Below are 19,724 nucleotides of genomic sequence, written 5' to 3'. Positions count from 1 at the left end.
TCTGGGGGACTGCCGTACGACCGTGCCGAAGATCGGGGCGAAATGCAACTATCGTGTGGTCGGCGCCACAGCACTGCCGGACCGGCTACTGTGCCGTGCATGCGTTTCGGAATCACGATCCTGCCGGAGTACCGCTGGTCCGAGGCGGCGCCGAGATGGCGCGGCGCCGAGCAGCTCGGCTTCGACCACGTCTGGACCTACGACCATCTCACCTGGAGCGGCCTGCAGGACTCACCCTGGTACGGCACGGTGCCCACGCTCACCGCGGCGGCGCTGGTCACCTCCCGGGTGAGGCTCGGCACGTTCGTCACCTCGCCCAACTTCCGCCACCCGCTGACGCTGACCCGGGACATCCTCGCCCTGGACGACGTGTCGGACGGGCGGTTCGTGTGCGGCATCGGCTCCGGCGGCGGCATCGACTCGACCATTCTCGGCGGTCCCGAGCTCACCCCGCGGCAGAAGGTCGACCGGCTGGCCGAGTTCACCGAGCTGCTCGACCGGCTGCTGACCACCGACCGCGTCGACTTCGACGGCGAGTACTTCCGGACCCGCAACGGCCGCACCCTGCCTGGTTGCGTCCAGCAACCGCGCGTCCCGTTCGTGATGGCCGCGAACGGACCGCGCTCCCTGCGCCTGGTGACCCGGTACGGCGCCGGATGGGTGACCACCGGCCGCAAGTCCGACGACCACGAGACCTGGTTCGCCTCGGTCGCCGAGCTCAGCCGGCGGCTGGACGACGTCCTGGCGGGCCGGCCCTTCGACCGCTACCTGTCGCTCGACTCGCACCGGTACGCGCTGAGCAGCGCCGACGCCTTCGAGGACGCGGCCGGCCGGGCCGCGGAGCTCGGCTTCACCGACGTCATCACCCACTGGCCCCGCGCCGACGGCGTCTACGCGGGCAGCGAGGCGGTGCTGGAGAAGGTGGCGAGCGAGGTCATTCCTCGTCTTCGCGCCTAGACCGGCGGACGTAGACCGGCAGCGCGTACCAGAACAGGACGAACAGCCCGAGCACGATCGCGACGGCGACGATCGCGGTCGCCCGGTCCAGCACCACGTCGAGCGCGAGCAGCACACCGCCGCACATGGACAGGATGAGGAACGCCATGCCCGCGCTGGCCAGGTGGTGGGCCATCGGCACCAGCCGGTCGCGCAGCCGTTGCTGGAAGACCATCCGGTGGAACGACACCGGCGCGAGGAACAGGCAGACGGCCAGGGCGCAGGCGAGCAGCGTGCCGGCGAAGACGTCGTGGGTGAACTCGTCGGCGTCCTGGAACCGCGGCTGGAAGGCGATGCTGAGCAGGAACGCGAACAGGATCTGGGTGCCGGTCTGGGCCAGCCGCAGCTCCTGGAGCAGTTCGTTCCAGTGCCGGTCGAGGCGTTCGCCCTCGTCCTCGTGGTCCCGGGAGTAGTTCCCGGTGGCGGTGTCAGGGCGGTTCTGCTGGGTCATCGGTCTCCTCGGACTGCGGCTGCTCCATAGGTACCCCATCCGGAGCGCCGGGGAAACCGCGCCGCACCGGCCGGGCCGGGACGGCAGAAGGGCCGCACACCGGCTGGTGTGCGGCCCTTCCGTCAGTACGAGAAGGGTCTGACCCTGACGGATCAGATCGGGCGGATGTTCTCCGCCTGCAGGCCCTTCTGGCCCTGGGTGATCTCGAACTCGACGCGCTGGTTCTCGTCCAGCGAGCGGAAGCCCGAGGTCTGGATGGCCGAGTAGTGCGCGAACACGTCCGCGCCACCGTCATCCGGGGTGATGAAGCCGAAGCCCTTGTCAGCGTTGAACCACTTGACAGTACCGACAGCCATTTGTGTCTATCTCCTTGATGGCTTGTAACAAACCGCGACCCACACCTCATGAGCCACGTGTCGCCGAAAGGCCCCAGACGACAAAACCGGCCATGCAGCACAGCGAAAGTCAATGGGAGTCCAAAACTGCAACGCGACAACTGTAGCCGATTCGGGGCCCTGGGGAAGGGGTGACCAGGAACACGTGTCGCGTAAAGTTGCCGCCTGCCACACTGCGTGACCGGACCCTGACGGCGCTGTGACGGCTCGTTGCCGGATCGTCGCGGGGCCGTGCGGCCGACGAAGCCCCCGGCGACCTGCTGATTCGTGCCTCGACCCGTTTCCGTGCGCGTTTCCGGTCCCCGGCCGGCGACGGTCCGGCCGCCTGTACGCCGGGTGATGGCGGCCGGGACGCCGTTGTTTTCTTCGGCGTGTCGCGCAGACCTGGACAGGACCGGCCGGACCGGTCAAGGTTTGGGCAGACGTCCACCCGGGGAGTGTTCGGTGTTTCTCAAAGTCAGTCGCAGCGGTGGTTTCGCCGGCATCCTGGCCGCCGGCGAGCTCGACACCACGGCCGAGCCCGACGCCGTCCGGCTGGAGCAGGTCGCGGCGCGGCTGGCCGGCCGGCCGCCAGGCACCGGACGTCCCCAGCCCGACCGGTACGTGTACCGGCTGGAGCTGCGTGAGCACGCCGAGGCCGAGCCAACCGAGTTGACGGTCGCCGAGCAGGACCTCGACCAGGACGCGGCCTGGCTGCTGGACCGGGTGCTGACGCAGGAGTAGGCCCCGGAACGCGGAGACGCGTCCGGGGCCTGATCCTGCGGCCTGTCAGGTGAGGTCAGCGCCAGGCGATCTCCGGCGCCCGGAAGAAGTTCACGCTGAGGGTGTCCCACCGCGAGCCCTGACCTGCCAGGCGGTCCTTGTAGCTGGTCCAGTCCAGCGCGGAGGCCGGCGACCAGCCGAGTTCGGCGATGCCCGGCAGCCGGGGGAACGCCATGTACTCGAGCTTGTCCAGGTCGTCCAGCGTCTCGGTCCAGATCGGCGCCTCGACGCCGGCGATCGCGCTCTCCGGCAGGTTGGGGATCAGCGTCGACGGGTTCCACTCGTACGACTTCTGCACGCTGACCAGCCCGGCCCAGGACAGCCCGTACGGCGTACTGGCGTCGTACTTCATGTCCAGGTACGCCCGGTTCGCCGGGGACAGCACGACCTGGGCGCCCTGGGCCGCGGCCTTGCGGGCGAGTTCCCGCGAGCGGGCGTCGTCGGTGCCCCAGTACTGCGCGATGCTGCCGGCCGGGAGCGGTGTCTCGGCGATCTCCTGCCAGCCCATCACCCGCTTGCCCTGCTGGGTGACCAGCGCCGCCGCCTTCGGCACGAACGTGAGGTAGTCCGAGTGCGGGGTCGAGTGCGCCTCGTCACCGCCGAGGTGCAGCACGTCACCGGGGTTCTGCTCGGCCACCTCGCGGAACACGTCGCCCAGGAAGTCGTAGGTGAGGTCCTTGCCGACGCACAGCGAGCTGAAGCCGACACTGGTCCCGGTGTAGAGCGGGGGAGCGACGCCGTCGCAGTTCAGTTCGGCGTACGAGGCTAGGGCCGCGTTGGTGTGGCCAGGGGTGTCGATCTCGGGGATGACGGTCATGTAGTGGTCGGCGGCGTACTGGACCAGGCTGGCGTACTCCGCCTTGCTGTAGGAGCCGCCGGGTGTGCCACCGACCTCCAGGCTACCGCCGTACGTCGTGAGCCGGGGCCAGCTGTCCACCTGGATCCGCCAGCCCTGGTCGTCCGACAGGTGCAGGTGGAGCTTGTTCAGCTTGTAGAGCGAGGCGAGGTCGATGTAGCGCTTCACCTCCGCCACGGAGAAGAAATGCCGGGACACGTCGAGCATCGCTCCGCGGTAGCTGTAGCGGGGCGAGTCGGCGATCGACGTGCCGCTGATCCGCCAGGGGCCGGCCTGCCGGGTCTTCGCGTCGGCCTTGGCGGGCAGGAGCTGGCGCAGGGTGGTCACGCCCCGGTAGAGACCCTCAGGAGTCGCCGCCACCACGCTCAGGACCGAGCGGTCGGCGCGCAGCCGGTAGCCCTCGGCCCCCAGTGAGGCTGGGCCGTTGGTGGAGAGCTTCACGTCGGTCAGCCCGGGCAATGCGGGCAGGACCGGCAATCGGTAGCCGGTGGAACGGCGTAGCTGAGTGGTGAGGCCGTCGGCGATCTTCTTGGCTGCTCGGCTCTCGGCGGCGCTCGACTCGAGGCCGACAACGCTCCAGGGCTGCAGTGCGAAGGTCTGACCCGGCAGAGCGTGCTGAGTGGCGGGCTTTGGAATCAGAGCGGGAGCAGAGGGCGCTCCTGCCTGCTGGCTGACGGTGGGCAGGGCTGATGCCGAGCTCGGGGCGGTGAATGGAGTCGCCAGCAGGGCGGCTGCGGCAAGACCGGCCAGGATGACCTGACGACGGGGGCGGGCGAGTCGTGTCATGACCGGAAGTGTTCGCGTGCTCACTGTCCGAGTCAAGATTTCAGACAGCACTCTGCATTAGTAGTGGTGGGCGACTGCGAGCGCCCGGGGTACGTACGCGGCGCCGAACATCACCACATGGGTCAGCAGCGGGTGGAGCCGGTGGAGGTCGACGCGCTCTCGCCAGCCGTCCGTGAGGGGGTGAACCTCGTTGTAGGCGCGCAAGACGCGCTCAAGCTGCGGCATGCCGAACAGGCCGAGCATGGCGAGGTCGGTCTCGCGGTGGCCGCCGTGGGCCGCCGGGTCGATCAGGTGGACGCCGTCGGGGCACCAGACCACGTTGCCGGACCACAGGTCGCCGTGGAGCCGGCTCGGCCGCTCCGACGCGTCGTCGTACGCGCCGCTCTCCAGCTTGGCGCACAGCCGCTCGAACACTTTCAGGCGGCGGTCGTCGATCGTGCCCGCGTCGTACGCCGACCGCAGGTACGGCCGCAGCCGCAGGTTCGCGTAGAACTCGCCCCACGCCTCCAGCGGCCGCAGGCTGTGCGGCAGCTCGATCGTGCCGATGTAGCCGTCGGTCTGCCAGCCGTCCGGCGGTACGCCGTACCAGCGGGCGCCGGCGTCGTGGGTGACCGCCAGCAGGCGACCGAACTCGTCCGCGGCCCTGCCGGTCGGTGGCACGGTCTCCAGCCGTGGCGTGGCCAGGTGGGTGGCGGAGACCTCCAGCGGCTGCACCACCGTGACGCCGCCGGGAACCGAGAGCCAGCGCAGTCCGGCGGCCTCGAAGAAGCCCGGGGGTGCGTCGAACCGTTGCTTCACGAACGCGGCGGGCGGCACGGTCATGACGGCACTCTGCCAGGTTCGGCCCGTCACCGCCGCCCGGACCCCGAGCCGGAGTCGGGTGGGAGCCGGGCGGCGGCCGGGCGGACGGGATGCGGTCCGCCGGGGCGATCGGCCTGACGCGTCAACGAGGCGTGTCGCAAGATGCGCGCGGCACCCTGGACCTGTCATCGTTGGCGGCCGGGCCTCCGACCAGGACGGGCCCGATGGCCGGGAGTTACTCCGGACAAAGGAAGCTGGAGGACAGATGACGCAGGTGGCAGAGCAGCCGGGCAGTACTGCCGGGCGGCTCGGCTCGGTGGTGCTGGACTGCCCGGACCCACTCGAGCTCGCCCGGTTCTACTCGACGCTGTTCGGTCTGGAGATCGACGAGCACGGTGACGACGACTGGCGCAGCCTCAGCACGCCCGGGTCGACGTTGGGCTTCCCGACGCTCTCCTTCCGGCGCTCGGAGGACTACGTCCCGGCCACCTGGCCGGGGACCGACGCGCAGGAGCTGCATCTCGACCTGATCGTCGAGGACCTGTCCAGCGGGCACGCGGCCGTGGTCGCGCTCGGCGCGGAGCCGCTCGACCCGGTCGACGCCCCGCCGGCGGAGAACGAGCGCGGCTGGCGGGTCTACGCCGACCCGGCGGGACACCCGTTTCGGATCTGCCTGGAGTGAGCCTGCTCCGGTGCGGCTGACCACCGCGCCACAAGCACCGCGACCGGCCGGCGTACCCCCCACGGGAACGCCGGCCGGTCGCTGTTCGGCGCGCGGCCGAGGGACGGCGTCAGATCCACTCGGAGCGCCCGGCGAAGGGGTAGTGGCGCCCTTCGACGTAGCGGGGGCGGGGCTGGTAGCTGTTGACGCCCGGCGCGCCCTGCAGATGGAAGGCGCTCGGGTACGGCACCTCCGGATCGGTGATCCGGGTCGAGGTCGGGATGTAGCGGATGGTCAACCCGCAGCGCCGGTCCGGCGAGGTGTTGGCGTTGCTGCCGTGCACGATGTTCGGGTGGTGCACCTCGACGTCGCCGGGCGCGAGCACGATGTCGACCGCCTGCGACTCGTCCACCTCGACCGCGATCTCCTTGCCGAGCACGCTCTCCACACTGGTGTTGTCGCGCATCTGCGCGACCGGGCCGAGGTGGCTGCCGGGAATCACCCGGACGCACCCGTTGCGCGGAGTCGAGTGGTCGACCGCCAGCCAGAGCGTCACCACGCTCATCGGGTCCAGCGGCCAGAACGCCGCGTCCTGGTGCCAGAGCACGGGCTGCCCGGAGTACGGCGGCTTCGAGATGTAGTGCGACGCGAACAGCGCCAGGTCGGGGCCGACGAACAGCGCGGCGATCTCCAGCAGTCGCGGATCGCTCACCAGCCGGACCCAGAACGGGTCGTCGCGCAGGAAGACGTGCCCGAGCTGCTCCGGCCGGACATCGGGATGGCGCGCCTGCAGCCAGTCCACGTGGTCGTTCACCTCGTTGATCAGGTTCCGGTCGAGCACGTCCCGGAACACGACGTACCCGTCGCGCTGGTACGCCGCCAGGGCTTGCTCGCCGACCTGCTGCTCCGCTGTTGAAGTCATCGGGATTCCCTTCGCCTGGTCCTGCCTAGATCGTCGGCGGACCGGGGGTTTCGGCACTAGCAGCTGACTGACGCGAACTTGTACTCTCTTGAGGTGGCTCAGACCCTGCGGTTCGAGTGGTCGGCGCTCGGCCGGCCGTACCACGCGGCCCGGGTCCGGTTCGCCGCGCGGGCGCGGGACTCCGAGCTGCACACCCATGCCGACTTCCACGAGCTGATGGGCGTCGTCTCCGGGCGCGGCGAGCACCTGTTGCCGACCGGCACACTGCCGTTGGACGCCGGCGACGTCGTTCTGGTTCGGCCGCGGGACCGGCACGCGATCCGCGGTGCGGCCCCGGACGGGCTGGAGTTCGTCAACGTCGCGTTCCCGAGCTCGGCGTGGCAGGGTTTTCTCAATCTGACCCGCACCAACCCGACCGGCAGCTGGGACGCCGCCCGGCAGCCGGTCACGTTTCGCCCGCACGACTCGGCGGCGGCGATCGCGGTGTTCGAGAGCGCGCTCTCCCGTTTCCAGGCCGAGCCCGCGGCCTTCGACCTGCTGCGGTTCTGGATCGACCTGCTGCCGCTGGTGTCGCCCGAGGAGTTGCCGGCTCGCCCCGGCAACGCCGCTCCCGGCTGGCTCACCGCGGCCTGCACGGCGATGCGCGCCGAGGAGAACCTGCGCGGGGGAGTGCCGCGCCTGCTGGAGCTCGCGGGGGTGAGCGCGGCCCACCTGTCCCGCTCGCTGCGCGCGGCGTACGGGACGACGCCGACCGCCTTCGTCACCGACCTCCGGCTCGAGCAGGCGGCGGCATTGCTGGCGGCAACCACCGACCCGATCGCCGAGATCGCCGCCCGGTGCGGGTTCAGCAGCCAGTCGTACTTCACCCGCTGCTTCACCGCCGCCCACCAGGTCTCCCCGCGGACCTTCCGCCACCGGGCCCAGCGCGCCTTCGTCCCGTAGCTGTTTTGCTGTTGTGGCGGCCGCTGATCCAGGGGTCGCGCCGGCCCGCTGACGCGGCCGACCCGCCGCCGCGCCGACCCGCTCACCCCCCGATCCGCTGGCCCGCTGACGCCCCGACCCGCTGACAGCCGACCCGCTGGCCCGCCGCCGCGCCGCCGTGCCGGCCCCCCGAACCCCCCGAATCCCCGACCTGCTGGCCCGCCGCCGCGCCGACCCGCTGACCCGCCGACGACCGGGCAGGCCGACTCGTCGGCGAGTTCCGGAACCACGCTCAGGGAACGTTCCCTTGACACCGCGTCCCGAGCGGTTCACTCTCTCAGAGAGCGCTCTCTCACCCCTGCAGGAAGTCAGCCCGCCGCGGTCGATCACCGCGGTGCGCGGATGCCGCCCCGTCCACTTCTTGATTGGTCACGCCATGATCTTCAGCTCGCGCGCTGGTGCGCGCTCTCCGGTGCTGCTGCGCCGGTCCCTTGCCCTTGCCTCGGCCGGTCTGCTGCTGGCCGGCGCCGTCGTCGCCTCTGGTGAAGCCGACACCGCCGAAGCCGCCACCCCGCCGACCACCCACGTCCCGACCCAGCAGCGGGCCGCCGCGGCCTGCGGTACGACGAACCTCGCCCAGGGCCGCCCGGCCACCGCCTCTTCCACCGAGAACGCCGGCCTGCCCGCCTCCGCCGCGGTCGACGGCAACCCCGGAACGCGCTGGGGGAGCGCGTTCTCGGATCCGCAGTGGCTGCAGATCGACCTCGGCGCGAGCACGCCGATCTGCCAGCTCGTGCTCAGCTGGGAGGCGGCGTACGGGCGGGCGTTCCGGGTGGAGGTCTCGGACAACGCGTCCACCTGGAGCCAGGTGTACGCGACCACTTCCGGCGCCGGCGGCACGCAGACCCTCGACGTGACCGGCACCGGCCGCTACGTCCGGATCACCGGCACCCAGCGTGGGACCGGTTACGGCTACTCGTTGTGGGAGGTCACCGTGCGCGGTTCCGACGGAGGCACCGGCCCGGTGGTGCCGCCGACCGATCCGCGGAACCCCGACTTCGGGCCGAACGTCTCGGTCTTCAGCCCGAGCACGCCGCAGGCGGAGATGCAGAACCGGCTGAACCAGATCGCCGCCGAGATGCACACCAACCAGTTCGGCACCCAGCGGTACGCCGCGCTCTGGAAGCCCGGCACCTACACCGCCGACGTGAACCTCGGCTTCTACACCCAGGTCGCCGGCCTCGGCCTGTCCCCGGACGACGTCAACCTGAACGGCCACGTGCGGGTCGAGGCCGACTGGCTGCAGCAGGGCGACAACCCGAACAACTTGGGCAACGCCACGCAGAACTTCTGGCGGTCCGCCGAGAACCTGGCCGTCACCACGCCGCCCGGCCAGATCGAGCGCTGGGCCGTTTCGCAGGCGGCGCCGTACCGGCGCATGCACCTCAAGGGCGCGCCGGAGATCCAGCTCTGGAACGGCGGCGACGGCTGGGCCAGCGGCGGCCTGTTCGCCGACACCAAGATCGACGGCCGGGTGGTCTCCGGCTCCCAGCAGCAGTGGCTGTCGCGCAACTCCGAGTTCGGCAACGGCTGGGCCGGCTCGGTCTGGAACATGGTCTTCGTCGGCACCAGGGGTGCACCGCCGCACAACTTCCCGAACCCCTCGCACACCGTGATCGGCCAGACCCCGCAGATGCGGGAGAAGCCGTTTCTGTACTTCGATGCGGCCGGCAACTACAACGTGTTCGTTCCCGCGCTGCGCAGCAACACCGTCGGTACCAGCTGGTCCAACGGCCCGGCCGCCGGCTCGTCGATCAGCCTGAGCCAGTTCTACGTGGTCAAGCCCGGCGCCTCGGTCGCCACGATCAACGCCGCGCTCGACCAGGGCAAGCACCTGCTGTTCACGCCGGGCGTGTACCACCTGAACGACACGATCCGGGTCACCCGCGCCGACACCGTCGTCCTGGGACTCGGCCTGGCCACGCTGGTTCCCGACACCGGCAAGGCGGCGATCACCGTCGCCGACGTCGGCGGCGTGAAGCTGGCCGGCGTGCTGGTCGACGCCGGCGCGGTCAACTCGCCGGTCCTGATCCAGGTCGGCCCGCGCGGCTCGTCGGCCAACCACGCCGCGAACCCGACCTCGCTGCACGACGTGTACGCCCGGATCGGCGGCGCCCACGTCGGCAGGGCGACCGTGAGCGTGGAGGTGAACAGCAACAACGTGATCGGTGACCACCTCTGGCTGTGGCGCGGCGACCACGGCGAGGGCATCGGCTGGGACCTCAACACCGCCGCCAACGGACTCGTCGTCAACGGCAACAACGTCACGATGCACGGCCTGTTCGTCGAGCACTACCAGGAGTACGAGGTGTTGTGGAACGGCAACCACGGCCGCACGTACTTCTTCCAGAACGAGTTCCCGTACGACGTCCCGAACCAGGCCTCCTGGTCGAGTGGGCCCGGCACCCAGGGCTGGGCGGCGTACAAGGTCGCGAACCACGTCACCAACCACGAGGCGTGGGGTGTCGGCAGCTACTCGTTCTTCAACACGAACCCGTCGATCGTGGCGTCTCGTTCCTTCGAGGTCCCGGACACCCCGGGGGTCCGCTTCCACAGTCTGGTCTCGGTCTCCCTCGGCGGCGTCGGCACGATCGCCAACGTCATCAACAACACCGGCGGCACCGCGAACGCCGCCACCCAGCAGCGGTACGTCACGAACTACCCGTGACGAGCGGTGGCCCGCCGGCTCGACCGGCGGGCCACGTCCGAGCAGGTCACGCCGTAGCGAGCGCCTTGCGGATCCGCTTCTCCGAGACCGGGTACGGCGTACCGATGGTCTGGGCGAACAGGCTGATCCGCAGCTCCTCGAGCATCCAGCGCACCTCGAGCAGCTCCGGGCTCGGGTACTTGCCGGCCGGTACGGCGCGCAGCCGGGCCTGGTACTCGTCGGTGAGGGTCTGCACGATCGCCATCCCGGACCGGTCGCGCATCGCGTTCGCGGCGATCTTGTCCAGCCGCTGCTCGATCCCGCGCAGGTAGCGGATCAGGTCAGGCAGCCGCTGGGCGCCGGTCTCGGTGATGAAGCCGCGGTGCACCAGCGACTCCAGCTGGCCACGCACGTCGGAGAGCGCGGCCAGCAACGCCGGGCTGGACGACCGCGAGATCTGCTTGTCGACCGTGCGCGCGTGCGCGAGCACCTGCTCGACCTGCCGCAGGATCGCCAGCACCGTGTCGGCGAGCTCGGACCGGACCGCGTCGCGCAGGATCGAGAACGCGGTCAGGTTCCATGCCGGGCCGCCGGCCGCCGCCATCAGCTGATCGATCGCCGCGGAGACGGCGTCGTCGAGCAGGTCGCCGACGTTGCGGTGCGGGCCGGCCATCAGCGTCATCTTCTGCTGGTTCGTCAGGTGGCGCTGGACCACGTCGATGACCGAGGGCATGGTGAGCAGCAGCAGCTTGCGGGTACCGTTCCACATCGCCGCGGCCTGGTCGCGTTCGGTCTCCTGCAACCGGATGGCCACCGTCTTGCCCTCGTCGACCAGCGCCGGGTAGCCGGCCACGGTGAGACCGTTGCGGTGCTCGGAGAAGCTGCGCGGCAGGTCGCCGAAGGTCCAGTCGGTCAGCCCGGCGCGTTCCAGCCCGCTGACCGCCGTGGCCGCGACCTTCGAGATCGCCGCCGTCGTCCTCGGCTTCAGCCGTTCCTTGAGCCGCGCAAGATCCTTGCCCTCGGCCACCGCCTTGCCGTGGTCGTCGACCACCCGGAAGGTCATCCGCAGGTGCTCGGGCACCCGGCTCCAGTCCCAGTCCGACGGTTCGATCACCACGTCGCGCAGGTTACGCAGCTCGCGGGCGAGCGCGTCGGTGAGCGGGCCGGACGACGGATCCAGGTGCGGCAGCACCTGGCGGGCGTGGTCCGGGGCCGGCACGATGTTGCGCCGGATGGCCTTCGGCAACGACTTGATCAGCGTGGTGACCAGTTCCTCGCGGAAGCCAGGAACGCTCCACTCGAAGCCGTCGGCGGTCACCTGGTTCAGCACCAGCAGCGGGATGTGCACGGTGACACCGTCCGCGTCGGTGCCGGGCTCGAACGCGTAGGTGAGGTCGAAGGTCATCCCGTTCTGCGTCCACCGCAGCGGGAACTCCTCCTCCTTGACCTCCGCGCCCTCGCGGACCACCAGCGACCGCTCGAAGTCGAGCAGGTCGGGGTCGCGCTGCCGCGCCTTTTTCCACCAGGTGTCGAAGTGCCGGCCGGTGACCACCTCGGCGCCGATCCGCTCGTCGTAGAACGCGAACAGCGTCTCGTCGTCGACCAGCAGGTCACGCCGCCGGGTGCGTTCCTCCAGCTCCTCGACCTCCGCGATCAGCCGGCGGTTCTCGTGCCAGAACTTGTGGTGGGTGTCCCAGTCACCCTCGACCAGCGCGTTGCGGATGAACAGCTCGCGCGACACCTCGGGATCGACCGAGCCGTAGTTGATCTTGCGCCGGGCCACGATCGGTACGCCGTACAGGGTGACCTTCTCGTAGGCCATCACCGCGCCGGCCTTGCGTTCCCAGTGCGGCTCCGAGTAGCTGCGCTTGATCAGGTGACCGGCCAGGTCCTCGGCCCACTCGGGCTCGATCTTGGCGTTCACCCGGGCCCACAGCCGCGACGTCTCGACCAACTCGGCGGCCATCACGAACTGCGGCGGCTTCTTGAACAGCCCCGAGCCGGGAAAGATCGCGAACTTGGTGCCGCGGGCCCCGAGGTACTGGTGCTGGTTGGCCGGGTCCTTCATGCCGAGGTGGGACAGCAGGCCGGCCAGCAGCGAGACGTGCACGCTCTGCGGGTCGGCCGGCTCGCCGGAGTTCAGCGTGACGCCGATCTGCCCGGCGACCTGGCGCAGCTGGGCGAAGATGTCCTGCCACTCGCGCACCCGCAGGTAGTTCAGGTACTCCGCGCGGCACATCCGGCGGAACTGGTTGCCGGACAGCTCCTTCTGCTGCTTCTTGAGGTAGTTCCAGAGGTTGAGGAAACCGAGGAAGTCCGACGTCGGGTCGCGGAAGCGGGCGTGCTGCTGGGTGGCCTGCGCCTCGGCGTCGGTCGGCCGCTCGCGCGGGTCCTGGATGGACAGCGCGGCGGCGATCACCATCACCTCGCGCACGCAGCCGTGCTTGTCCGCCTCGACCACCATCCGGGCCAGCCGCGGGTCGAGCGGGATCTGCGCCAGCTGCCGGCCGACGTCGGTGAGCCGTCGGTTGCGGTCGGTCCTGCGGGTGCTGTCGATCGCGCCGAGCTCGGTCAGCAGCTGCACGCCGTCGGTGATGCTGCGCCGGTCCGGCTCGTCGATGAACGGGAACGCGGCGATGTCGCCGAGCCCGATCGAGGTCATCTGCAGGATCACCGAGGCCAGGTTGGTGCGCAGGATCTCCGGATCGGTGAACTCCGGCCGGCTGTCGAAGTGCTCCTCGGAGTACAGCCGGATGCAGATGCCGTCGCTGGTCCGGCCGCAGCGGCCCTTGCGCTGGTTGGCGCTGGCCTGGGAGACCGGCTCGATCGGCAGGTGCTGGACCTTGGTGCGATGGCTGTAGCGGGAGATCCGGGCGGTGCCGGGATCGATCACGTACTTGATGCCGGGAACCGTCAGCGAGGTCTCGGCGACGTTCGTGGCCAGCACGATCCGGCGGTTGCCGTGCGGCTGGAAGACCCGGTGCTGCTCGGCGTTGGACAGCCGGGCGTACAGCGGCAGCACCTCCACCGCGCCGGGCCGGCCGCGCTGCTGGGCGAACTTGTCGTTCAGCGCGTCGGCGGTGTCGCGGATCTCCCGCTCACCGCTGAGGAACACCAGGATGTCGCCGGGCGCCTCGACCATCAGCTCGTCGACGGCGTCCAGGATCGCCTGGGTCTGGTCGCGGTCGAGGGTGGCCGGGTCGTCGGGGTCGTTGACCGGGCGGTACCGGACCTCGACCGGGTAGGTGCGCCCGGACACCTCGACGATCGGCGCCGGCTTGCCCTCGGCATCGCTGAAGTGCTCGGCGAAGCGCTCGGGGTCGATCGTCGCCGAGGTGATGACCACCTTGAGGTCGGGCCGGCGGGGGAGCAGCTGCTTGAGGTAGCCCAGGATGAAGTCGATGTTCAGGCTGCGCTCGTGCGCCTCGTCGATGATCAGGGTGTCGTACCGGCTGAGGTCGCGGTCGCGCTGCAGCTCGTTGAGCAGGATGCCGTCGGTCATCAGCTTCACCAGAGAGCGCTCACTGACCTTGTCGGTGAAGCGCACCGCGTAGCCGATCGTGTCGCCCAGCTCGGTACCGAGCTCTTCCGCGATCCGCTCCGCGACGGTCCGCGCCGCGAGCCGGCGGGGCTGGGTGTGCCCGATCAGGCCCTGCACCCCGCGGCCGAGCTCGAGGCAGATCTTCGGGATCTGGGTGGTCTTGCCGGAGCCGGTCTCGCCGGCGATCACGACGACCTGGTGGTCACGGATCGCGGCGGCGATGTCGTCCTTGAGCTGGCTGACCGGCAGCTCCTCGGGATAGCTGATCTCCGGTACGGCGAGCCGGCGCAACTCGACCCGGTGCTCGGCCTGCTCGATCGCGGCGAGCATGCCCTGGAGAGCCTGAGAGCGCTTCCCGGGCTCGCGCGCCGTCCGCACTCGCTCCAGCCGGCGGCCCAGCTGCTCTCGGTCGTGGACCGTCAACTGCTCCAGCCGCGGCAGCAACTCGGCCACGGTCACGCCGGCCTCGTTCTCATCCGCCTCGGGCCGTCCGCTCGACGGCCGCCCGCCCCGCCGGCGCGGTCGCCGTCGGCGAGCAGCGTCCTGGCCGGGACCGGCGGACGCAGCAGGGTTCTGGCCGGGACCGGTGGAAGCAGCGGGGTCCTGGACGGGACCGGTGGAAGTGTCAGCGGCTGGGGAAGGACTCGGGGACTCGGTCCGGGCATCAGGCATGGCACCGACCAGTTTAGGCGGCCCGCCCCACCCGCTCACGCGGATTTCGCCCGCGCCCCGCCGCCGGCCCGGTCAGGGTGCCGGCACGCCGTCACGTCAACGGTGGTAACGGTCACGGAAAGACACGCCCGGCCCGGTTGTGAAGTTGCCCTGAGCACCGCTCTACTGGGTCCCCGGCGAAGGGAGCTGGCGATGGCCACGCAGGGGATGACAGGGGACAGCGTCGGCGATCAACCGCCGACGCCGGCCGACAAGTTCGAGCAGACGCTGCTGCGGGCCGCGGCGGTCGTGCTCGGCGTGGGACTGCTGGCGGCGGTGCTGTACGCCGTACCGCGCAGTCCGGGCAGCGCGTTCGGCGTCATCGGCGCCGCGGTCGCGACGGCCGGCGCGGCCGCGGCGTGCGGCGGCGTGCTGGGCTTCCTCTTCGGAATCCCGAAAACGCTGCAGTCCGACCAGCTGGACGGCAAGGCGGTGCGCTACCTGGCCAACACCAACCTGGAGGAGATCTCCGACTGGCTGACCAAGATCATCGTCGGCGTCGGACTGATCCAGATCGCGACCCTGCCGGCCGCGCTCCGCCGGCTCGGCAACTGGCTCGGCCCGCTGTTCGGCGGCGAACCGCACAGCCCGGCCTTCGCGATCGTGTACGCCGGGTACTTCGCGGTGAGCGCGTTCCTGCTGCTCTACCTGTGGACGCGGTCGCGGCTGCGCGGTGTGCTGCAGGCCGCGGACGCCGACCTGACCGAGAAGATCGAGGGAGTGCTGACCCAGCGCGGGGACGCCAACGCGGACGCGCTCTCTCTGGTCGAGCGCCAGCTCACCGGGCAGAACCCGCCCTCGCAGCAGGAGCTCGACCAGGCGATCCGCAGGGCGACGCCGGAATGGCTGGTGCAGATCTTCCGGCTCGCCGAGGACCAGCGGCACACCACCTGGCGCAGCGACAAGGCCGCGATGGAACGCACGATCCCGGTGTTCCGTGCGCTCATCGCCCGGGACACGGCGCAGCAGTTCCCCCGGCACTTCGCCTCGCTCGGCTACGCGCTGAAGGACTCCCCGATGCCGCGGTACGCGGAGGCCGAGCAGGCGCTGAGCACGGCGATCTCGGTCCGGGACCGGCGCGGACGGTTCGGCGGGACCGGCATGATGGAGTGGAACCGCGCCGTCTGCCGGATCCTGCTCGACCCGGCGTACGCCGTCGGCAGGCCGTCGGCACCTGACGTGCAGGCCGCGATCGGCGCCGATCTGCGGGTCGCGGCCGACCGGTTGCCGAGGCACTTCCTCACCACGTCCACCGAGGCGAACGATCACCGGGCCGCCGTCAGCCGGTGGATCGAGCTGAACGGGCTGGAGGTCGCGCCCACCGGCTGATCGCGGGGCCGCGTCGTCGGTCGCGGTCCTGACCCGGCGCGGCGTTGCCCCGACAGGTCAGTCGCGGGGGCTGGGCACCTTGACGGCGAGCACGGGGACGGGGGACTCGAGCAGGACGCGTTGGGCGGTGCTGCCGAGAATGAGTTTGCCGACCGGGCTGCGGCGGCGCAGGCCGAGCACGATCAGCGCGACGTCGTCGGCCGCGGCCGCCTTCAGCAGTTCGGCCGCGACATCGCCGGAGCCGACCGCCTGCTGGATGGTCACCTCGACGCCGCGCTCCCGCAGCTTCGCCTCTGCCGCGGCCAGCTCGTCGGCGTTGGCGTACCGGTTGTCGACGTAGGCGTCGCCGCGGCTGGTGTTCAGCAGCAGCACCCCCGCCCCGCGCAGCTCGGCTTCGGCAGCGGCCGCGGTCAGCGCGGCCTCTCCTTCGGGGGTGGGCACGTAGCCGACGAGGATCTTCACAGCTCACACTCTCCCATCAGTCGGACCTGCACCACTCACCAAGCACCCGCCGGCCGTGCGAGTTCCGCTCGGTCGGCCTGACCGGACCCAGGTGAAGGGCGGTTGGTGAGTGGTGCAGGTGCGGCATCAGTCGTCCTCGCCGAAGGTGAGCCGGTCCCGGGTCGGCTGGGTGCCGCGCACCCGCGCCACCAGCCGCGGCAGGTACGGCACGAACAGCGCGAGCACGGTCAGCAGGATGATGATCAGGCTGAGCGGCCGGGTGAAGAAGACGCCGGCGTCGCCGTTGGAGATGACCAGCGCGCGCCGGAACTGCTCCTCCATCGTCGGGCCGAGGATCACCCCGAGAATGACCGGCGCGATCGGGAAGTCGAGCTTGCGCATGAAGAAGCCGGCCACCCCGATCAGCAGCGCCATCAGCACCTCGTAGCCCGACCCGGACAGCGAGTAGACGCCGAGGCAGGCGAAGACCAGGATTCCGGCGTACAGCAGCGGGCGCGGCACCTTGAGCACCTGGACCCAGATCTGGATCAGCGGCAGGTTCATGATCAGCAGGATCAGGTTGCCGATGTAGAGCGAGGCGATCAGCGTCCAGACCAGCGTGCCCTCGTCCTCGAACAGCTGCGGACCCGGCTGCACGTTGAAGATCTGGAACGCCGCGAGCATCACGGCCGCCGTCGCCGAGGTCGGCAGACCCAGCGTCAGCAGTGGCACCAGCACGCCGGAGAACGACGCGTTGTTGGCCGCCTCCGGTCCCGCGACGCCCTCGATCGCGCCGTCGCCGAACTCGTCGGGGTGCTGCCGGCCGGCCCGTCGCGCTCGCTTCCGGGCCCGCCGCCGCTCGATCGTGTACGACAGGAACGTCGGGACCTCGGCGCCGCCGGACGGGATCGCGCCGAACGGGAAGCCCAGCGCCGTACCGCGCAGCCAGGGAGCCCAGGACCGGGACCAGTCGGCCTTGTTCAGGTATCCGGTGCGCAGCCGGCCCTTCTCCAGCACGGCCGGGCGGTCCGGCGTACTGCGCAGCTTCGACGCGACGTGCAGCGTTTCCCCGATCGCGAAGAGCCCGACGATCACGATCACCACGTCGACACCGTCGAGCAGGCGCAGGGTGCCGAAGGTGTAGCGCTGGGCGCCGGACAGGCTGTCCAGACCGATCAGCCCGATGAACAGCCCGACCGTCAGCGACAGCAGGCCGCGGACCAGCGAACTGCCGACCAGCGCGGTCACCGCGACCATCGCCAGCAACGTGATCGCGAAGTAGTCGGTGGCCTGGAAGTTGCTCGCCAGGCTGCCGATCGGCTTGGCCACGAACGTCAGCAGCACGGTGGAGATGGTGCCGGCGATGAAGGACCCGATCGCCGCGGTCGCGAGTGCGGCCCGGGCCCGGCCCTTGAGCGCCATCTTGTGGCCCTCGATCGCGGTCGCCACCGAGGCCGACTCACCGGGGGTGTTGATCAGGATCGAGGTGGTCGAGCCGCCGTACATCGCGCCGTAGTAGATGCCGGCGAACATGATGAAGGCGCCGATCGGGTCGGTGAAGTTGAACGTGATCGGCAGCAGCAGCGCGATGGTCAGCGCCGGGCCGATCCCGGGCAGGATGCCGACCAGCATGCCGAGGGTGACGCCGAGCACGGCCCAGAGCAGGTTCATCGGGTCGAGCACGGTGCCGAAGCCGTTCAGCAGGTCGTTGATCACGGCGTGCGGGATCACAGGCCGAGCACCCCCTCCGGCAGCGAGATGTCGAGGAACTGGGTGAACGCGACGTAGACGACGACCGTCAGCACCACCGCGACGATCGCGTCCCGGGGCACCTGGCGGCTGCCGAGCACGCGGGCGGTGGCGAAGAACAGCAGCGCGGTCGCGATCAGGTAGCCGAGCGGGACGACGAGGAACGCGTAGAGCACGAGCAGGGCCGAGACGGCGACCGGTTCGAACCAGCTGCGCTCGGTCACCCCGGCGGTGGCCGGGTCGGCCTTGGGCACCTCGGCCGACGTTGCTTCCAGGGACTCGGCCGAGACCGGGTCGGCGGCCGGCGTACGCCGCGGCGTCCGGGGAGCGCGCAGGCCTTCGACCAGGTAGCCGATCGACAGCAGCAGCCAGGCGGACGTGACCAGCAGCGGGAAGAATCGCGGGCCCTGCGGGTCGAGTCCCTTCGGGCTGCGGATGTCGAACACGCCCACCAGGAACGTGCCGGCCAGGACGATCAGGACGACGGCCGCGACGATCCGGACCAGCCGGGACGCCTCGACCTCGACGTCGGCGGTGCGGACCGGCTCGGAAACCTGCTCGTCGTCCTGGTCGGTCCGGATCGGTTCGGACTCGGCGGCGGTGCTCATACGATCCCCAGTTCTCGCAGCAGGGCCTCGACCCGGGTGGTCTCGTCGGCGATGAACTGCTTCGCCTCGTCGCCGGTCCGAAAGAAGTCGGTCCAGCCCTGCTTCTTGCGGATCTCGGCCCACTCGGGGGAGGAGTTGACCTTGGTGACGAACTCGATCAGCCGTTGCCGGTCGGCCTCCGGGATGTCCGGCGGCGCGACGATCGCGCGCCAGTTCAGCACCTCGGTGTCGTAGCCCTCGGACTTCAGCGTCGGCAGCTGCTTGCCGCCGACCGTCATCGGCTCGGTCCCGGTGGTGGCCAGCACCCGCATCTTGCCGGCGGCGATCTGCTCCTCGAACTCGCTCAGGCCGGACACACCGACGGTGACGTCGCCGGACAGGATCGCCGCGGTCGCCTCGCCGCCGCCGGAGTAGCTGATGTACTTGACCTTCGACGGGTCCCCGCCGGCGGTCTTCACCAGGACCCCCGCGGCGATGTGGTCGGTGCCGCCGATGGTGCCGCCGCCCCAGGAGACCGAGGCGGGATCGGCCTGGTACTTCGCGACCAGATCCTTGAGCGACCTGATCGGCGAGTCGGCCTTCACCACGAAGACCTCCTGCTCGGCCGTCAGGGTGGCGATCGGCGTGGTCTCGGAGATCGTGATCTGGGACTGGTTCAGGGTCAGCGCGCCGACCATCACCAGGCCGGTGATCATCAGCGTGTGCGGGTCCTTGCGGTTCTTGGTGACCAGCCTGGAAATGCCGACGGCACCGCCGGCTCCGGTCACGTTCACCACCGACACCGAGCGGTCGGGCAGGAAGTTGTCCTCCTGGATCACGTGCTGGAACTGCCGGGCGGTCAGGTCCCAGCCGCCGCCGGGAGCGGCCGGCACCATGATCTCGACGTTGCGGGACGGGAAGTCGCCGGCCACGCTGCCGCCTTCCAGGGCGGAGCAGCCGGACAGCAGCAAGCTCACGGTCAGCCCGGTGGCGACGAGTGCCTTTCGCGACATGGGGTACCTCCTTCAGGCGCGCGGGGTGGGGTGGCCTGGATCACTGGACCGTAGCAGCATTCCACCAGGAGGTACAGAGATTCCGTTCTGCGGAC

General features: G+C 70.4%; 16 protein-coding genes. 6 read left to right on the top strand and 10 right to left on the bottom strand.

The annotated features are described in order from the left end of the window. Window positions 1-99: 99 nt before the first annotated feature. On the top strand, window positions 100-957 hold the full coding sequence (locus KFLA_RS18195) for an LLM class flavin-dependent oxidoreductase (protein WP_012921275.1): 858 nt from the start codon (window positions 100-102) through the stop codon (window positions 955-957). On the opposite strand, the gene KFLA_RS18190 is transcribed toward KFLA_RS18195, so the two are convergent. After that, window positions 935-1,447 carry a DUF6328 family protein gene (locus KFLA_RS18190; protein ID WP_012921274.1) on the bottom strand — a complete coding sequence of 171 codons (513 nt, stop codon included), beginning with the start codon at window positions 1,445-1,447 and terminating at the stop codon, window positions 935-937. The two genes, KFLA_RS18195 and KFLA_RS18190, sit on opposite strands and share 23 nt — an antisense overlap. A 152-nt stretch (window positions 1,448-1,599) precedes the next feature. Next, a complete protein-coding gene (locus KFLA_RS18185) occupies window positions 1,600-1,803 on the bottom strand; it encodes a cold-shock protein (protein ID WP_012921273.1) in 204 nt (67 codons plus the stop codon). Window positions 1,804-2,286: 483 nt separating this feature from the next. On the opposite strand from KFLA_RS18185, the gene KFLA_RS18180 reads away from it, so the two are divergent. Continuing rightward, on the top strand, window positions 2,287-2,565 hold the full coding sequence (locus KFLA_RS18180) for a protealysin inhibitor emfourin (protein WP_012921272.1): 279 nt from the start codon (window positions 2,287-2,289) through the stop codon (window positions 2,563-2,565). A gap of 55 nt (window positions 2,566-2,620) precedes the next feature. On the opposite strand, the gene KFLA_RS18175 is transcribed toward KFLA_RS18180, so the two are convergent. Then, the gene (locus KFLA_RS18175; protein WP_012921271.1) at window positions 2,621-4,246 is read right to left on the bottom strand and encodes a beta-N-acetylhexosaminidase; all 1,626 of its coding nucleotides are present in this window, start codon (window positions 4,244-4,246) and stop codon (window positions 2,621-2,623) included. A 57-nt stretch (window positions 4,247-4,303) separates the two neighbouring features. Continuing rightward, the gene (locus KFLA_RS18170) at window positions 4,304-5,068 is read right to left on the bottom strand and encodes a fructosamine kinase family protein (RefSeq protein WP_012921270.1); all 765 of its coding nucleotides are present in this window, start codon (window positions 5,066-5,068) and stop codon (window positions 4,304-4,306) included. A 244-nt stretch (window positions 5,069-5,312) separates the two neighbouring features. On the opposite strand from KFLA_RS18170, the gene KFLA_RS18165 reads away from it, so the two are divergent. After that, window positions 5,313-5,729, top strand: a complete 417-nt coding sequence (locus KFLA_RS18165; RefSeq protein WP_012921269.1) for a VOC family protein — start codon at window positions 5,313-5,315, stop codon at window positions 5,727-5,729. A 109-nt stretch (window positions 5,730-5,838) separates the two neighbouring features. On the opposite strand, the gene KFLA_RS18160 is transcribed toward KFLA_RS18165, so the two are convergent. Continuing rightward, complete coding sequence (locus KFLA_RS18160; RefSeq protein ID WP_012921268.1) at window positions 5,839-6,630, bottom strand: phytanoyl-CoA dioxygenase family protein; 792 nt, start codon at window positions 6,628-6,630, stop codon at window positions 5,839-5,841. A 93-nt stretch (window positions 6,631-6,723) separates the two neighbouring features. Between KFLA_RS18160 and KFLA_RS18155 the strand changes: the two genes are divergently transcribed. Together KFLA_RS18155 and KFLA_RS38915 are read left to right on the top strand one after the other, a co-directional pair. Further along, the gene (locus tag KFLA_RS18155; protein WP_012921267.1) at window positions 6,724-7,572 is read left to right on the top strand and encodes a helix-turn-helix transcriptional regulator; all 849 of its coding nucleotides are present in this window, start codon (window positions 6,724-6,726) and stop codon (window positions 7,570-7,572) included. 415 nt (window positions 7,573-7,987) lie between these two features. Beyond that, the gene (locus KFLA_RS38915) at window positions 7,988-10,279 is read left to right on the top strand and encodes a discoidin domain-containing protein (RefSeq protein ID WP_012921266.1); all 2,292 of its coding nucleotides are present in this window, start codon (window positions 7,988-7,990) and stop codon (window positions 10,277-10,279) included. Between the two features lie 46 nt (window positions 10,280-10,325). Here the strand turns inward: KFLA_RS38915 and hrpA are convergent, their stop codons facing one another. Next, window positions 10,326-14,258 carry an ATP-dependent RNA helicase HrpA gene (gene hrpA / locus KFLA_RS18145; RefSeq protein ID WP_012921265.1) on the bottom strand — a complete coding sequence of 1,311 codons (3,933 nt, stop codon included), beginning with the start codon at window positions 14,256-14,258 and terminating at the stop codon, window positions 10,326-10,328. A 405-nt stretch (window positions 14,259-14,663) separates the two neighbouring features. Between hrpA and KFLA_RS18140 the strand changes: the two genes are divergently transcribed. Next, window positions 14,664-15,839 (top strand): hypothetical protein, encoded by a 1,176-nt coding sequence (locus KFLA_RS18140; protein WP_012921264.1) that lies wholly within the window; start codon window positions 14,664-14,666, stop codon window positions 15,837-15,839. A 57-nt stretch (window positions 15,840-15,896) separates the two neighbouring features. Here the strand turns inward: KFLA_RS18140 and KFLA_RS18135 are convergent, their stop codons facing one another. The 4 genes from KFLA_RS18135 to KFLA_RS18120 form a co-directional block, all read right to left on the bottom strand. Next, window positions 15,897-16,301 (bottom strand): universal stress protein, encoded by a 405-nt coding sequence (locus KFLA_RS18135; RefSeq protein WP_012921263.1) that lies wholly within the window; start codon window positions 16,299-16,301, stop codon window positions 15,897-15,899. A 126-nt stretch (window positions 16,302-16,427) separates the two neighbouring features. Further along, on the bottom strand, window positions 16,428-18,011 hold the full coding sequence (locus KFLA_RS18130; RefSeq protein WP_012921262.1) for a tripartite tricarboxylate transporter permease: 1,584 nt from the start codon (window positions 18,009-18,011) through the stop codon (window positions 16,428-16,430). Next, window positions 18,008-18,637 carry a tripartite tricarboxylate transporter TctB family protein gene (locus KFLA_RS18125; RefSeq protein WP_012921261.1) on the bottom strand — a complete coding sequence of 210 codons (630 nt, stop codon included), beginning with the start codon at window positions 18,635-18,637 and terminating at the stop codon, window positions 18,008-18,010. Before KFLA_RS18125 ends, KFLA_RS18130 begins: the two co-directional genes overlap by 4 nt. Next, window positions 18,634-19,629 (bottom strand): Bug family tripartite tricarboxylate transporter substrate binding protein, encoded by a 996-nt coding sequence (locus KFLA_RS18120; protein WP_012921260.1) that lies wholly within the window; start codon window positions 19,627-19,629, stop codon window positions 18,634-18,636. Before KFLA_RS18120 ends, KFLA_RS18125 begins: the two co-directional genes overlap by 4 nt. Between the last annotated feature and the right edge of the window lie 95 nt (window positions 19,630-19,724).

Origin of the sequence: Kribbella flavida DSM 17836, assembly GCF_000024345.1 — a bacterium.
GTDB lineage: Bacteria > Actinomycetota > Actinomycetes > Propionibacteriales > Kribbellaceae > Kribbella > Kribbella flavida.
Note: the sequence above shows the minus strand (reverse complement) of the source record. Positions and strands in the feature narration are given on the sequence as shown.

Excerpts from the sequence above, each read along its gene's own strand:
- KFLA_RS18195 (WP_012921275.1), top strand. The coding sequence starts at position 100 with ATGCGTTTCGGAATCACGATCCTGCCGGAGTACCGCTGGTCCGAGGCG.
- KFLA_RS18190 (WP_012921274.1), bottom strand. The coding sequence starts at position 1,447 with ATGACCCAGCAGAACCGCCCTGACACCGCCACCGGGAACTACTCCCGG.
- KFLA_RS18185 (WP_012921273.1), bottom strand. The coding sequence starts at position 1,803 with ATGGCTGTCGGTACTGTCAAGTGGTTCAACGCTGACAAGGGCTTCGGC.
- KFLA_RS18175 (WP_012921271.1), bottom strand. The coding sequence starts at position 4,246 with ATGACACGACTCGCCCGCCCCCGTCGTCAGGTCATCCTGGCCGGTCTT.
- KFLA_RS18170 (WP_012921270.1), bottom strand. The coding sequence starts at position 5,068 with ATGACCGTGCCGCCCGCCGCGTTCGTGAAGCAACGGTTCGACGCACCC.
- KFLA_RS18165 (WP_012921269.1), top strand. The coding sequence starts at position 5,313 with ATGACGCAGGTGGCAGAGCAGCCGGGCAGTACTGCCGGGCGGCTCGGC.
- KFLA_RS18160 (WP_012921268.1), bottom strand. The coding sequence starts at position 6,630 with ATGACTTCAACAGCGGAGCAGCAGGTCGGCGAGCAAGCCCTGGCGGCG.
- KFLA_RS38915 (WP_012921266.1), top strand. The coding sequence starts at position 7,988 with ATGATCTTCAGCTCGCGCGCTGGTGCGCGCTCTCCGGTGCTGCTGCGC.
- KFLA_RS18140 (WP_012921264.1), top strand. The coding sequence starts at position 14,664 with ATGGCCACGCAGGGGATGACAGGGGACAGCGTCGGCGATCAACCGCCG.
- KFLA_RS18125 (WP_012921261.1), bottom strand. The coding sequence starts at position 18,637 with ATGAGCACCGCCGCCGAGTCCGAACCGATCCGGACCGACCAGGACGAC.
- KFLA_RS18120 (WP_012921260.1), bottom strand. The coding sequence starts at position 19,629 with ATGTCGCGAAAGGCACTCGTCGCCACCGGGCTGACCGTGAGCTTGCTG.